Annotated in this window: 13 protein-coding genes and 1 tRNA gene; 5 read left to right on the forward strand and 9 right to left on the reverse strand. The window is 66.8% G+C overall.

What is annotated here, in order from left to right:
* The first annotated feature begins 255 nt into the window (after nt 1-255).
* Nucleotides 256-717 carry a globin gene (locus IEW85_RS14380; RefSeq protein ID WP_373286559.1) on the forward strand — a complete coding sequence of 154 codons (462 nt, stop codon included), beginning with the start codon at nt 256-258 and terminating at the stop codon, nt 715-717.
* A gap of 31 nt (nt 718-748) precedes the next feature.
* Here IEW85_RS14380 and IEW85_RS09875 read toward each other — a convergent pair whose 3' ends face one another.
* Complete coding sequence (locus tag IEW85_RS09875; RefSeq protein WP_188685210.1) at nt 749-1,405, reverse strand: DUF8185 domain-containing protein; 657 nt, start codon at nt 1,403-1,405, stop codon at nt 749-751.
* 5 nt (nt 1,406-1,410) lie between these two features.
* The gene (locus IEW85_RS09880) at nt 1,411-2,115 is read right to left on the reverse strand and encodes a FadR/GntR family transcriptional regulator (protein ID WP_229658939.1); all 705 of its coding nucleotides are present in this window, start codon (nt 2,113-2,115) and stop codon (nt 1,411-1,413) included.
* 128 nt (nt 2,116-2,243) lie between these two features.
* On the opposite strand from IEW85_RS09880, the gene IEW85_RS09885 reads away from it, so the two are divergent.
* From IEW85_RS09885 to IEW85_RS09895, 3 genes are read left to right on the forward strand one after another with little or no spacing between them, the layout of a single operon-like run.
* Entirely contained in the window at nt 2,244-2,801 is a 558-nt protein-coding gene (locus tag IEW85_RS09885) for a gluconokinase (RefSeq protein ID WP_229658940.1), read from the forward strand.
* Nucleotides 2,798-4,198, forward strand: coding sequence for a GntP family permease (locus tag IEW85_RS09890; protein WP_188685212.1), 1,401 nt, complete (start codon nt 2,798-2,800; stop codon nt 4,196-4,198). The genes IEW85_RS09885 and IEW85_RS09890 overlap by 4 nt, the downstream gene beginning before the upstream one ends.
* Nucleotides 4,199-4,244: 46 nt before the next feature.
* Complete coding sequence (locus tag IEW85_RS09895; RefSeq protein ID WP_188685214.1) at nt 4,245-5,210, forward strand: acyl-CoA thioesterase; 966 nt, start codon at nt 4,245-4,247, stop codon at nt 5,208-5,210.
* Between the two features lie 16 nt (nt 5,211-5,226).
* On the opposite strand, the gene IEW85_RS09900 is transcribed toward IEW85_RS09895, so the two are convergent.
* The gene (locus IEW85_RS09900; RefSeq protein ID WP_188685216.1) at nt 5,227-6,528 is read right to left on the reverse strand and encodes a glycosyltransferase; all 1,302 of its coding nucleotides are present in this window, start codon (nt 6,526-6,528) and stop codon (nt 5,227-5,229) included.
* A 35-nt stretch (nt 6,529-6,563) separates the two neighbouring features.
* A tRNA-Arg gene (locus IEW85_RS09905) sits at nt 6,564-6,636 on the reverse strand.
* A gap of 172 nt (nt 6,637-6,808) precedes the next feature.
* Here IEW85_RS09905 and IEW85_RS09910 point away from each other — a divergent pair.
* On the forward strand, nt 6,809-7,300 hold the full coding sequence (locus IEW85_RS09910) for a single-stranded DNA-binding protein (protein ID WP_188685218.1): 492 nt from the start codon (nt 6,809-6,811) through the stop codon (nt 7,298-7,300).
* Here the strand turns inward: IEW85_RS09910 and ettA are convergent.
* From ettA to IEW85_RS09935, 5 genes are all read right to left on the reverse strand, one after another.
* Nucleotides 7,297-8,979, reverse strand: a complete 1,683-nt coding sequence (gene ettA / locus IEW85_RS09915) for an energy-dependent translational throttle protein EttA (RefSeq protein WP_188685221.1) — start codon at nt 8,977-8,979, stop codon at nt 7,297-7,299. The genes IEW85_RS09910 and ettA overlap by 4 nt on opposite strands.
* 37 nt (nt 8,980-9,016) lie before the next feature.
* Complete coding sequence (locus tag IEW85_RS09920) at nt 9,017-10,075, reverse strand: acyltransferase family protein (protein WP_188685224.1); 1,059 nt, start codon at nt 10,073-10,075, stop codon at nt 9,017-9,019.
* 21 nt (nt 10,076-10,096) lie between these two features.
* Entirely contained in the window at nt 10,097-11,563 is a 1,467-nt protein-coding gene (locus IEW85_RS09925) for a DUF2079 domain-containing protein (RefSeq protein WP_188685279.1), read from the reverse strand.
* Nucleotides 11,564-11,577: 14 nt separating this feature from the next.
* Nucleotides 11,578-13,164 carry a polyprenol phosphomannose-dependent alpha 1,6 mannosyltransferase MptB gene (gene mptB / locus IEW85_RS09930; RefSeq protein WP_188685226.1) on the reverse strand — a complete coding sequence of 529 codons (1,587 nt, stop codon included), beginning with the start codon at nt 13,162-13,164 and terminating at the stop codon, nt 11,578-11,580.
* Nucleotides 13,165-13,279: 115 nt separating this feature from the next.
* Nucleotides 13,280-14,740, reverse strand: a complete 1,461-nt coding sequence (locus IEW85_RS09935; protein WP_188685228.1) for a glyceraldehyde-3-phosphate dehydrogenase — start codon at nt 14,738-14,740, stop codon at nt 13,280-13,282.
* Nucleotides 14,741-14,775: the final 35 nt, after the last annotated feature.

The following is a 14,775-nucleotide window of genomic DNA, read 5'->3' on the forward strand; positions in this document are numbered from 1 at the left end:
CTCTCAGAGACGGCAGATCCTTCAGATCAGAACCATCCTAGCCCGTAGAATGGAGGCATCATGAGCGAGTCGAATGAGCATCCCGAGACATCAGAGGACGGCCGGAAGCTTCCGGAGTTCTCCCGCCGACTGGGTGCGCCCATCGCCACGGTGAAGCCGGTCGGAAAAGCACCCTCGCAGGTGAGCGGCCTGCCCGCAGACGGCGGTGCCGTGGACCGGGAGACCGGACGCCCCGCCGGAGCCGACCTCGGCTTCCTGCCCAACCCGGACGGAAGCATCCCGACGACGACGCCGGCCGTCCAGCAGGACAGCGGCGCGGGCGACGATCAGGAGAAGACCGGTCCGGAGCAGCAGAGCTTCTATGATGCTGTGGGCGGGCACGAGACCTTCAAGATGATCGTGGACGTCTTCTACGACCAGGTGGCCGAGGACGAAGACTTCCGGGCGATGTACCCCGAGGAGGACCTCGAGCCGGCCAAGCAGCGCCTGCTGATGTTCCTGGAGCAGTACTGGGGAGGTCCGCGGAGCTACCAGGAGCAGCGCGGCCACCCGCGGCTGCGCATGCGGCATATGCCCTTCCGCGTGGATGCCGCAGCCCGGGACAAGTGGCTGGCCTTCATGAGCCATGCGGTCAAGGCCGCAGAGCTCTCCCCTATCCATGAGGAGATCCTCTGGGACTACCTGGAGCGGGCGGCCCATTCCATGGTCAACAGCTGAGCCCTCCCCCGACGGGAGGACCCGCAGAGCCTCAGCTCCTGACCAGGGTGAACCCACCTTGGGAGCTCAGCCGCATCCAGCGGCCCACACGGTGGACGGTGGTGATGGCTCCAGTCTCGGCCGCGCCCAGGAAGTTCAGTGCGAAGCTGCCGAAGGCCGCACCGGCCGGCAGACCGCCGTCGAGGGTTCGGCCCCAGACGCGCTCGCGGACCTGCTCCACCACATGGGCTCCCGCCGTATCCGGAACGGCCTCGGAGATCTCACGGATCCCCTCCTCTGCCGCCGAACGCAGCGTGTCATCGCTGATGGTCCCCAACGGCTCCCAGCCGGAGCGCGGCGGGGTCACAGCCGCCCAGGGTGCGTTGAGCCGGCTGACCGGCAGGGAGAGCTCGGTCTCTGCGGGGTTCATGCGGGCCAGGCGCTCGCTGACCGAGTTCAGCTCGGCGGTGACATCGGCGGTGGAGGCCTCGGCCAGAGCCATCGTGCGCAGCCCCAGCACCGCCGGCAGAGAGCCGTTGAGTGAGCTGGGTGTCATGACCGGCACCCAGGCCGCCACCACGGAGCCGGCGGCCTGCAGGCGGATCCCCTGCTCCTGGATGCGTCGTGCGCGCTTGATGTAGGTGGAGAGGTCCTGCAGCGAGACGGCCTCGGCGAAGTTCAGGACCTCAGGTGAGGAAGAGGGGGTCATAGCGTTCATTCTTCCAGAGCCCGGCGCACCTCATCGACCAGCAGCTGCATATTCTCCCGAGCCGTGCGCGTGTCCTGCTGTGCGATGCCCCGGGCCACGGCGTCATGGGCGTCCAGAGCCTCGGGCTTGGGGCGCTCGGGCATCAGACCGTGATGGGTTCGGCCGGTGAGCACCTCGGCCACCACATCGCCCAGCGCTGTGAACATGGTGTTGCCCCCGGCCTCGAGCAGCAGCCGATGGAAGGCGACGTCGGCCACCATGAACTCCTCCAGACGTCCGGCCTCGCCCAGACGGCGCATCTTGGACGCCAGGGCGAGCAGCTCCTCCATCTGCTCCTCGCTGCGGTGCTGGGCCGCAAGTTCGGCGGCCTCGGGCTCCACGGCGATGCGCAGCTGGCTCAGCTCCACATAGGCCTTGCGGGAGTGCTCCGACTCCAGACGCCATGCGATCACCGAGGGGGCGTAGACGTTCCACTGGTCCTCCGCGGTGACCACCAGCCCCACGCGGCGCTTGGAGTACAGCAGCCCCAGAGACTCCAGGACCTTGACGCCGTCGCGGGCCACCGTCCGGGAGACGCCGAAGCGACCCTGCAGGGAGTCCAAGGTGAGGATCTCCCCCGGCTGCAGCGTTCCCCCGATGATCTCCCGTCCCAGAGCGGCTGACATGCCCTCCGGGCGCACGGCTGCGATGCCGTTGGCCTGCGGCGCCACACGGTCCCCTTCCCCTCGTGGTTGAGAAAAATCACACCTTTTCGAGAAAAGATGCTACCTTTGTCTGCCAGTGGCCCCCATCACAGACGATGGGGGGCTCCGGCCCCGACCCGACCTCAAGGAATTCGATGACGAGTCCTGATCGCAAGCCTATCCGGCCCCGCCCCGATGCTCCTCGCCACCTGGTGGTGATGGGAGTCTCCGGCTCCGGCAAATCCACACTGGCGCTCGAACTGGCAGACCGGCTGGGACTGCCCATGGCCGAAGCCGATGAGTTTCACCCGCCGGAGAACATCGAGAAGATGTCTCAGCAGATCCCGCTCACCGATGAGGACCGCTGGCCCTGGTTGCGGACTCTCCGCGACTGGATGAGCGAGCAGACCGCCGGCGGCAGCATCATCACCTGCTCCGCTCTGCGCCGCAGCTACCGCGATGTGCTGCGTGAGGCCCACGGGCAGGTGCTATTCCTCCACGTCACGGTGGACACTCCGCGGCTCACCGGCCGCCTGGCCCACCGCTCGGGCCACTTCATGCCCGCCTCTCTGCTGGACTCTCAGCTGGCCACTCTGGAGGCGCTGCATGCCGATGAGGACGGCGTCGTCCTCTCCAACGACGGCTCCATCGAGGATCTGATCGATGCGGCCTCGGCCTGGCTGGCCAAGAGCGAGGAGGGATCGCTGCGATGACGCTGGAGAACTGGGAACAGACCATGAGCGCAGGGCCGCTTCTGGCCATCGCCGCCGGATCGGTGGCCGTGCTGCTGATCCTCATCATCCGCTTCAAGATCCATGCCTTCCTCGCCCTGCTGCTGGTCTCCCTGGCCACCGCAGCGGTGGCAGGAATCCCCACCGGCGAGATCGTCGGCGTGCTGACCGACGGCTTCGGCTCCACCCTGGCCTCAGTGGCGCTGCTGGTCGGCCTGGGCGCGATGCTCGGCCGGATCATCGAGGTCTCCGGTGGGGCCAAGGTGCTCTCCGACGCCCTGATCCGACGGTTCGGCGAGGACCGGGCGCCCTTCGCCCTGGGTGTGGCCTCGCTGCTCTTCGGCTTCCCGATCTTCTTCGACGCCGGCCTGGTGGTCATGCTGCCCGTGGTCTTCGCTGTGGGCCGCCGCCTCGGCGGCTCTGTCCTCCTCTACGGGCTGCCCGTGGCCGGCGCCTTCTCGGTGATGCACATCTTTGTGCCGCCGCATCCGGGACCGGTGGCCGCCGCAGAGTTCTTCGGCGCCAACGTGGGCATCATCCTGCTGATGGCCCTGCCCATCGCAGTGATCACTTGGTACGTCACCAGCTACCTCTTCGGTCTGTGGGCCGGACGGCGGCTCCAGCTTCCCATCCCCTCTCTGCTGGGACAGGCCTCCGAGGAGGCAGAGCAGAATCCTCCCCGGTTCAGCCTGGTGATCGCGATCCTGCTGATGCCGATGGTGCTGATCTTCTTCAACACCGGCCTGGACACCCTCTCCACCGCTGAGGTCGTCACCCAGGAGCAGACCGAACAGACCTGGTACGGACTGCTCACCTCACTGGGCGAGGTGCCGGTGGCCCTGGCGTTGACCCTGGTGGTCGCCCTGGTGACCTTGGGAACCCGTGGAGGACGCGGCCTGGGCGGTGCCCAAGAGGTCATGGACAAGGCGCTGGCACCGGTCTGCGCCGTCATCCTGATCACCGGCGCCGGCGGAATGTTCGGCTCCGTGCTGCGTGAGTCCGGGATCGGTGAGGCGCTGTCGGACTCCCTGGACGGCGTCGGGATCCCGATGATCGCAGCAGGATTCATCATCGCCGGTGTCCTGCGCATCGCTCAGGGTTCGGCCACTGTGGCGCTGACCACCACCGCCGGCCTGCTCTCCGCCGGTGTGATGGATGCCGGCTTCAACGAGGTGCAGCTGGCGGCCATGGTGGTCTCCGTGGCGGCCGGCTCGGTCATCGCCTCCCATGTCAACGATTCCGGCTTCTGGCTGATGCAGCGGTTCTTCGACATGACGGTGAAGCAGACGCTGAAGACCTGGACGGTGCTGCAGACGCTGATCGGCGTGATGGGCTTCGGCGCGGCCGCCGCGGTGTTCGGCCTGGCCTCGGTCCTCTGAACTAGAGTGGTGGGCAGAAGCCGCACCGTCCTCGAAGGAGTTCCCCATGCCTGAGCACCAGTACCGCGCCCCGACGCCTGAGGAGGCCGTGGAGCAGCTGGTGGGCATGCTGGACCTGGAGGAGCTTTCGGTCACCGAGGAGACGGCCCACCCTGAGGACCGTTTCCTCGGCCCGGTCTTTGAGCAGGCCTTCTGGCGCGTGTTCGGCGGGCAGGTCCTGGCTCAGTCTGCCGCCGCAGCCATGCGGACGGTGGAGCCGGGGCGCGCCATCCACTCGGTGCACGGCTACTTCCTGCGGCCCGGCGATGCCACGGAACCCATCGAGATCGGCGTGGAGCGGCTGCGCGACGGCGGAAGCTTCTCCGCCCGCCGCAGCCAGGCCTATCAGGGCGGGCGCCCCATCCTCTCGATGATCGCCTCCTTCCAGAAGCCCTCCCCCGGCCTGGAGCATCAGCTGCCCACCCTGGACGGGATCCCGGCGCCGGAGGAGCTCCCCTCCCCGCAGGAACTGGTCGGGCATGTGAAGCATCCGGTCATGCAGGAGTGGGGCTATGGGCGCCCCTTCGAGATCCGCCACATCGACAAGCCGCTCTACCTGGAGTCGGATAAGTCTCCGCGGCCGTCCAACGGCGTCTGGATGCGGGCCAAGGCGCCGCTGCCCAATGACCCGAACATCCACCGCGCGGCCATGCTCTACGCCTCCGACTACACGTTGCTGGAGCCGATCCTGCGCCAGCACAGCCTCTACTGGGCCAAGCCGGGCATGAAGATCGCGTCACTGGACCACGCCATGTGGTGGCACCGCGATGCCCGCGCCGATGATTGGCTCCTCTACCTGCAGGACAGTCCCAGCGCGCAGAACGCCCGCGGGCTGAGCATGGGCTATATCTATGACCGCTCGGGCAACCACGTGGCCACAGTGGCTCAGGAGGGCATGGTCCGCGCTCCTGAGGGGATCAGACCGAAGATCCGCGAGACCATCCAACGCTCGGTCATGCGGACCAAGCGCTGAGTCTGATCAGGCGCGATCAGCCCACGCGGGCCGGCGCCAGACGGCGGTAGAGCGCCAGTGCGGCATTGGCCGTGGCAGCCCAGGAGTAGGACTGCGCCGTGGCCGAGGCGGTGCTGCTGTAACGGTTCCAGGCGCGGCGGTGCAGCACCAACCAGCGCATCTGTCCGGCCCATTCCTGGGGATCCAGTGAACCGATGAGACGTCCGGTTCGCTTATGTCCCACCAGCTCGGAGAGGCCCCCGACGTCATGAGCCAGCACCGGCGTGCCGCAGGCCATGGCCTCCAGGGCCACCAGACCGAAGGACTCGCTGTAGGAGGGGACCAGGACGGCGTCGCTGCTGCGGAACAGATCGGCCAGATCCTGATGCGGCATCGGCGGCGCAGTGCGCACCAGATCCCCGACGCCGGCCGCCTCGGCCAGCGTGGCCACATCCAGCGCATCGCTGCCGCTCTGCTGCCCGGCCACCGTCAGCTCGAGGGGCACCTCCGGCATCATGGTCCGGAAGACGCCGAGAGCCTCGATGGCCACCTGCGGTCCCTTATGCGGCTGAAGCCGCCCGGCGAAGGTCAGCCGCAGCGGACGACCCTCCAACTCGGCGCGGGGATCCTCCTCCCCCGATCCTGCGGGCGGATGGAAGACAGCGAGGTCCACACCGGGCTTGACCAGACCCACCCGCTGCCGCGACACGCCGAAGAGCCGGTGCAGATCATCGGCCTCATGCTGAGTGTTGGCGGTGAGCAGGTCTGCACGGGCGGCGATCCGCGCCTCGGCGGCATCCCGCCGGGGGTCCTCCCGCGAGGAGGGGTCGCGCTCCCGCTTGACCCGTCCGATGGTGTGCATGGTGTGGATCAGCGGGCGCCGCGGGTCGGCCAGATGCAGTGCGGCCAGACCGGAGATCCAGTAGTGCGAGTGCAGGATGATCTGCTCCCCCGGCTCCCCGCAACCGGCAAGCGAGGTCTCGGCGCGGGCGGCCAGATCCTCCACGTATTCGACCAGGCGGTTCTTATCCGGTCGGCCGTCGGGGCCGCTGAGCAGATGAGCCGGCACAGCCAAGGTATGCACGCGACGGCCGTCCTCAAGCACGGTGACCACATCAGCCTGCTCGGCTGAGCCGGCCTCCTCGATGCTGGTGGTGACGATGTCCACGGCCACACCGGCGGCGCGCAGGGAGCGTGAGAGGGCGTTGACGTAGACGTTGAGCCCGCCGGCGTCGCCCTGGCCGGCCTGGACCAGCGGCGAGGTGTGGAGGCTCAGCATGACCACGCGCGGCACAGCGGCTCCGCCGCAGAGTGCGGTGGGAGCGGCAGCGGTGGTCATAGAAGGTGTCTCCGTGCAGAGGGTGTGGCGAAAAGTGCCCCAGGAGGGAATCGAACCCCCGACCGGCGGATTAGAAGGCCGCTGCTCTATCCCCTGAGCTACTGGGGCAAGGACTCCGGAGAGTCCAGTCTATGAGTGTACCGATTGGATTCCTCCACAGGCGAGCCGGAGTGCGGTGCGCCACGCCCGGGACTCCCCAGATCGCACGCTTCCTGTCCGCAGCGTATCCCCGTGAGGAGATTCTGAGGGTGGACATGCTCATCACAGGAAAGGAACTCTCATGTCAGAGACCGTCACCGTGCGAGGCTTCGCCGGCACCGATATCCGCAAGATCACCACCGATAAGGGCCTGCCGATCTCCACCTTCCGCCTGGCCTCGACTCCGCGCCGCTTCGATCGGGAGTCCGGGGAATGGGTCAACGGGGAGACCAACTGGTTCAACGTGACATGTTTCCGCAATCTGGCGCTGAATGCGCACAGCACCCTGGCCAAGGGAGATCCGGTGATCGTCACCGGTCGCCTGAAGATCCGCCCCTGGGAGAACGACGCCGGCCAGCGCGGCACGGCGGTGGAGATCGACGCCGACGGGCTGGGCCATGACCTGACCTTCGGCACCGGGTCTTTCACCCGGCTGAACCCCGGCTCCTCGGAGCAGGGGGCCTCTCCTGCCCCGGAGGCGGACCAGGAGGGTCCAGACACGCAGAAGGCCGAGGCCTCCCAGCAGGGCTGGGACACCTCGGCCTCCGACCAGCGTGAAGCCGCCCCGTTCTAGGAGCGGGTCAGCTTGCGGTGGGTGACTCGGCTCGGGCGGGCGGCCTCCGGGCCGAGGCGTTCCACCTTGTTCTTCTCGTAGGCCTCGAAGTTGCCCTCGAACCAGTACCAGTTGGCAGGGTCATCCCCTGTGCCCTCCCAGGCGAGAATGTGGGTGGCCACGCGGTCCAGGAACCAGCGGTCGTGGGAGATGACCACGGCGCAGCCGGGGAACTCCAGCAGGGCGTTCTCCAGTGAGCCGAGGGTCTCGACGTCGAGGTCGTTGGTGGGCTCATCGAGCAGCAGCAGGTTGCCGCCCTGCTTCAGGGTCAGCGCGAGGTTCAGGCGGTTGCGCTCACCGCCGGAGAGCACGCCTGCCTTCTTCTGCTGGTCCGGGCCCTTGAATCCGAAGGCAGAGACGTAGGCGCGGGAGGACATCTCCACGGCACCGACGTGGATGTAGTCCAGCCCGTCGGAGACGACCTCCCAGAGGCTCTTCTCCGGGTCGATGTTCTCGCGGTTCTGGTCCACATAGGAGATCTTCACCGAGTCGCCGATGGTGAGGTCTCCGCCGTCGAGCTCCTCGAAGCCGACGATGGACTTGAACAGAGTGGACTTGCCGACGCCGTTGGGGCCGATGACGCCCACGATGCCGTTGCGCGGCAGCGAGAAGCCCAGCCCATCGATCAGGGTGCGGTCGCCGAAGCCCTTCTGCAGGTTCTCGGCCTCGATGACCTGGGTGCCCAGACGCGGTCCGGGCGGGATCTGGATCTCCTCGAGGTCGAGCTTCTTGGTGCGCTCGGCCTCGGCCGCCATCTCCTCGTAGCGCTGCAGACGGGCCTTCGACTTGGTCTGCTTGCCCTTGGCGTTGGAGCGGACCCACTCGAGCTCCTCGGACAGACGCTTGGCCAGTTTGGCGTCCTTCTTGCCCTGGATCTCCATACGGGACTTCTTCTTCTCCAGGTAGGTGGAGTAGTTGCCCTCGTAGGGGTACAGGCGGCCGCGGTCGACCTCACAGATCCATTCGGCGACGTGGTCGAGGAAGTAGCGGTCGTGGGTCACGGCCAGCACGGCGCCCTCGTAGTCGGCCAGGTGCTGCTCCAACCAGAGCACGGACTCGGCGTCGAGGTGGTTGGTGGGCTCATCGAGCAGCAGCAGGTCCGGCTTGGACAGCAGCAGCTTGCACAGTGCCACGCGGCGGCGCTCACCGCCGGAGAGGCGGGTGACAGGCTCCTCGCCGGGCGGGCAGCGCAGAGCGTCCATGGCCTGCTCCAGCTGGGAGTCGATGTCCCATGCGTTGGCGGCGTCGATCTGTTCCTGGAGCTTGCCCATCTCCTCCATGAGGGCCTCGAAGTCCGCATCGGGGTTGGCCATCTCATCGGAGATCTGGTTGTAGCGCTGGACCTTCTCGAAGATCTCACCCACACCCTCCTGGACGTTCTCCAGGACGCTCTTCTCCTCGTTCAGCGGGGGCTCCTGCTGCAGGATGCCCACCGAGTAGCCCGGCGAGATCCAGGCCTCACCGTTGGAGGGCTCGTCGAGGCCCGCCATGATCTTGAGGATCGTGGACTTACCGGCGCCGTTGGGGCCGACCACGCCGATCTTGGCGCCCGGGTAGAAGGACATCGTGACGTCATCGAGGATGACTTTGTCGCCCACCTTCTTGCGGGCTTTGATCATCGAGTAGATAAATTCAGCCATGCTCCCCAGCCTAGTCGCCAGAGCAGGGATCCTGGAATCAGCGGCGCTCCAGGAGTCGGGCTGCGACCTTCTGATGTCCGGGCAGCACATAGAGCCAGGTGGTCCAGGGGCGCAGCCACACCAGCAGCACCGATCCGCCGATGCCGATCAGCGTCATCAGCATCACATGGACACCCGGCTCCAGGCCCAGCGGCTGCAGGACGTTGCCGCGGGCCACGATGATGATGGGGAAGTGCGCCACGTAGACCACGATGGAGCTGCGGCCCACCCATTCGATGAAGCGGACCGGGGCGATCCGCGGCAGCCGCGCGGCCAGCCACAGGATCACCGCGATCCCCAGCACAGAGATGCCGGCCGCCTCCAGGGTGCCGACCCGCAGGTCACGGTCGTGGACGGCGATATGGGCGAAATAGGCCGAGGCCAGCAGCAGCGGCAGGATCAGCAACCAGTGGGACCTGACCCAGATCGGGGCGAAGCGGACCGCCCAAGCGCCCAGGAAGAAGAAGGAGCCGTACCAGACGGTGCTGCCGATGACTCCCCCGGCCACATCACCGGTCACATAGGTGATGATCATCGCCGCGAAGACCGCCAGGAAGGCCCAGCCGTTGCCCGTGGGGAACCGGCTCAGCAGCGGCTTGAACAGTGCCGCGAAGAGGTAGCAGAGCGTCAGCGACATCAGGAACCACAGGTAGTCCCCGCTCAGCCAGTAGTCGATGCCGTTTCCGGGACCCCCGATGCCGTTGCGCACGAAGAAGCCGTAGAGGCACATCCACACCAGAAGCGGCCAGACGATGGCGGCGAATTTGCCCCAGAGGTAGATCGGCAGCGGCTTGGCCAGGGACCGGTGCAGCAGCATCCCGGAGAGGAACATCAGCAGCGGCATCCGGAACGGCGTCAGATGCCGGTTGATCTCGCTCCAGGTCTCCGTCTCTGCCCCACCGTGGGAGGCTGCGTGGAGCACGACCACCAGCAGCACGGCGATGCCGCGGAGGAAATCCATCCACTGCATGCGGGAGGACCCTGGAGAGGAGGGGCCGGCGCTGCGCGGCTGAGAGGAGGGGCCGGCGCTGCGCGGCTGAGCGGAGATCCTGGTCACGGGCGTCAAGGATACAGGCCCTCAGCGCTGCAGATACTCATGGCAGATCGAAGCGTCGGGGATGTCCCGGTGCAGCACCCAGAGGCCGTGATCATCCTCGATGACCACCTCGAAGCCGAGCTCCTCGGCCCGGTCGAATGCCTCTTGGGGGCTCAGCGGATCATTGCCGCCCAGCTCATCGACGGTTTCATCGATGATCAGCCAGTTCACGTGCTCCTCGCTCAGCGTCCCGTTGAGCCCCACATAGGTCCGGTCCACCAGGTGCGGGACCGCAGTGTCCGCGGCCTCCACGCAGGCGCCGTCGGGAATCATCCCCACGGCCCGCTGATGCGCCTCGGCACGCCCGTCCAGCTGCCAGTTCTCTGCCGTGTAGGTCCGGTGGAACGGGAAGAGCTGATAGTGCTGCGGCACGGTGTAGGCCATCACCGCACCGCCGATCACGGTGAGGATGAGCATCCCACCTGGCAGCCACATCGCCGGAGAGCTTCCCCAGCCTCGCCGCAGCCCGATCCGGCGCAGGATGTCCAGGGCCGCCAGCAGGAAGATCGGCACCAGGATGGCGTCGTACTGGTAGACCAGCCCCCAGACGGTGAGCCTGTCGTTGAGCAGCCGGGAGAGCAGGATCGGCATGCCCAGCAGCACATAGGGCGACAGCAGCGGCAGCAACCACAGCGGCAGGAGATGGGCCAGCATCAGCCCGAGCTTCAGCGGGTGGTCCACCAGCACCGGCAGCACCGTCCAGGGACGGGTCACCAGCGTGGTGACCGCCGCGCCCGCCGTCGCACCCAGAGCCGTGTACTCCCAGTAGCTGAACTCGCCGTCGGCGGCGAAATGCGGGATGGCGACGCCGACGGCGAACCAGAAGCCCACCAGACCCAACACCACAGCCGCCGCGGCCGGGACCCAGAACCGCCGGATGGCCAGGACCAGGCCGACGGCCGCCAGCGTGGCTCCCATATCCTCACGCACCAGCAGCAGGACCGCCCCCAGACCGAAGGCGATCCAGGGCCGGCGTCGTTCCATCGCCCAGATGACCCAGCCGATGATCGGCACGCCGAAGGCGATCTCGTGGAAGTCCCAGTCGATGAAGGACTGGAAGGGCCACCACAGCAGCATGGCCGCCGCGCAGAGCATCGCCGCCCGGTGGCCGAACCAGCCGCGGACCACCAGGTAGACCGGAAGTGCGGTGGAGACCAGCAGGACCACCAGCGCGATGTTGAGCATGCGCGGGTCGTCCCAGATCCAGTAGAGCGGGGCGAGCAGGGCGATGATCGGATGGAAGTGATCCCCCAACAGGTGGAAGTCCTCTCCCTTGATCGGCACGATGGGCGCATCGAACTGCGCGTACTGCCGCACCGCCTGATCGAAGATGCCCAGGTCATAGCCGCGGGCCTCGAAGTTGCGGAAGCGCAGCAGCGAGTGGGCCAGGTACAGCCCGCAGACGGCCAGCATGAGCAGGCCCAGCTGCAGGCCATGGACCTTGGTCATCGGAGCTGAGGTCTTCATGGCATGGGTTCGCGGCCGCGCTCGGAGAACAGAGTGATGGTCTTCGGCTCACCCTCGGCATCCTTGGACCAGGGCAGGCCCACGGTGATCGGCGAGAGCACCCAGCCGGTGAACACCGCCCAGCGGGTGCTGCGCATCAGGCCGATGAGCCCCATACAGATGATCGAGGTGAACAGCGAGGTGCGCAGCATCTGCTCATCCATGTCCAGGAACTGCCAGACATGCAGCTGGTCCTGGGCGCCGTAGCAGATGAAGAAACCGACGGTGAAGAAGACCCATTTGGTCTGCCAGTCGTTGCGGATTCCGGTGACGGCGAACAGCGGCAGCAGCCACAGCAGGTACCAAGGGTGGATGATCGGGCTGAGCACCACCAGGGCGGTGAAGGCCCAAGTCATGCGCTGAACGATGTGCTTGTCCCGGCCCAGGAACATCAGCGCCAGCACGATCACCACGGAGCTCAGCCGCCCGATCAGGCGCATGGTGTCCAGGGTCCAGTCGGCGTCCATGCCGAAGACCAGCAGCAGGTCGCTGAGCATGGTGTCCGCGATGCCCATGGGCGACCAGAAGGACTTGCCGGTGTCGCCGGTCCCGGCCAGCACGCCCAGCCAGCCGATGCCGTAGCCGTTGATCCAGCCGACGACCAGCAGGATGGCACCGGCGATCCCTGCGGTGAGGAGCCAATAGGTGAAGCGCATCAGCCAGGTCGCCTGGGTCAGCCCCCTGTGGTGGGCGACATAGGCGGCCCAGAGCAGCCCGATGAAGGGCAGCAGCACGATGGTGATCAGCTTCATCCCGATGGACACGGTGACCAGCACGGTGGCCAGCACTCCCCTGCCCTTGGCCGCGGCATGGATGCCGGCCAGGGCGAAACCCATCATGAGGGCGTCATTATGTGCCGAGGCGATGAAGCTGATGATGAACAGCGGGTTGGCCGCGGTCAGCCACTGGGCGCGAGCTCCGTCCACATCGAAGAGCCGCGCCAGCTTGGGCACAAAGACCATGATCAGCACGACGCCGGCCACACAGGCCAGGCGGAAGAGGAACACCGCCGGATCCACCGCGTTGTCGGTCATCCGCATCACGAAGGCCTCGATCCAGAGGAACATCGGCCCGTAGGGAGTCTCCGAATGGGCCCACATGATGTCGGTGCCGAAGTGGAACCAGTTGTCCAGCTGAGAGACCCCGACGACGTAGGGATCCTCCCCTGACAGCACCAGGCGCCCCTGGTTCACGTAGGCGTAGACGTCCCGGGAGAAGATCGGCAGGCAGATCAGATGCGGCAGCGACCAGACGGCCGTGGCCCAGTTGATCGTGGCCAGGGATCCTCCTGGCCAGCCGCGCAGGGCCCGGCCCAGCCTCAGCCAGGCACGGAACATGAACCAGCAGCCCACTGTCAGTGCGATGGTGCTGATCGTCACACCTTCAGGGGTAGTGCGCAGAGGGATGACCCAGTCCCAGCGGTTGATGTTCGAGGCGTTGGCCAGCCATCCGACGCCGAAGGAGCCGAAGAGCACCAGCAGGGATCCGAAGAGGCCCTCGAAGACCGGACCGCGGATGCCCTGGCGCCACAGGCCCGGGCGCATCAGGGCTTCGCTCAGCCCGCTGCCCTCTTCTGCGGAGGTATGTGCGGACGGCGAAAGGCCGCCCCCATCTTCTGCGGGAGCGGCCGTTCGCGGGTGTCTCTGATCCGGCCCTGAACTACTCACCGACCTGAGGATACTTGGTGGGAGCTGAGGCAGTCATATGCTCCAGCACCCGCAGCACCTGAGCCGAGTAGCCGAACTCGTTGTCGTACCAGACGTAGAGGATCGCCTGGGTGCCGTTGACGATGGTCGCCAGGCCGTCCACGATACCGGCGGCGCGGGTCCCCACGAAGTCTGTGGAGACCACTTCGGCCGAGTCGATGTAGTCGACCTGCTGGTGCAGCTCGCCCTCCAGGGACTCAGTGCGCAGGAAGCGGTTGAGCTCCTCCTTGGTGGTCTCCTTCTCCAGCTCCAGGTTCAGGATGGCCATGGAGACGTCCGGGGTGGGCACGCGGATGGCGTTGCCGGAGAGCTTGCCCTTCAGCTCGGGCAGCGCCTTGGCCACCGCCTTGGCCGCACCGGTTTCGGTGAGCACCATGTTCAGCGCCGCGGAACGTCCGCGCCGCTCACCCTTGTGGAAGTTGTCGATCAGGTTCTGATCGTTGGTGTAGGAGTGCACCGTCTCCACATGGCCGTGATCGATCCCGTAGGCCTCGTGCATGAGCTTGGCCACAGGGGTGATGGCGTTGGTGGTGCAGCTGGCCGCGGAGACGATCTGGTCGGCGTCGGTGATGTCCTCGTGGTTCACCCCGTGGACCACGTTCTTCAGATCGTCCTTGCCCGGGGCGGTCAGCAGGACCCGAGAGGCGCCCTGAGCCTGCAGATGCTGGCTGAGCCCCTCCTCATCGCGCCAGCGTCCGGTGTTGTCCACCACGATGGCGTCGCTGATGCCGTACTGGGTGTAGTCCACCTGGGCCGGATCATCGGCGTAGATGACCTTGATGTAGGTGCCGTTGGCGATGATGGCACCGTTCTCCTCATCCAGGCGGATGGAGCCGGCGAAGGGGCCGTGGACCGAGTCGCGGCGCAGCAGCGAAGCCCGCTTGGCCAGATCGTTCTCCGCACCCTTGCGGACCACGATGGCGCGCAGCCTCAGTCCCGTGGCCGAGGAGGCTCGGCCCACCAGGATGCGTGCGAGCAGGCGGCCGATGCGGCCGAAGCCGTAGAGGACGATATCGCGCGGCCCAGCCTGGCCCTCGCCCTTCTTCCCCACGATGCCGGAGAGCTCCTCGCGCAGGAAGCTGTTGAGGTCGGAGACGCCGGAGCTGCGGTATTTGGCGTTGAGCCGGGCGATGTCGATGGTGGAGGCACCGAGGTCCAGCTCGGTCAGAGCCTGCACCAGCGGCAGCGTCTCGGAGATGGGCAGCTCGGTCTCATCGACCTGGCGGGCGAAGCGGTGTGCTTTGAGGATGTCCGTGGCGGACTGGTTGACCAGCTGGCGGCCATAGATCCCGGTGACGACGTTGTTCTCCCGGTAGAGCCGGCCGATGAGCGGGATCATGGCCTCGGCCTGAGCCTCCCGGTCGATCCACTGCTGAAGCTGCTGCTGGGTGTGCTGCTCTGCGCTGGTGGGCACAGTGATTTTCCTTCCGATAGACGTCCTTGTCTATG

The organism is Nesterenkonia cremea (genome assembly GCF_014642675.1).
Lineage (GTDB): Bacteria > Actinomycetota > Actinomycetes > Actinomycetales > Micrococcaceae > Nesterenkonia > Nesterenkonia cremea.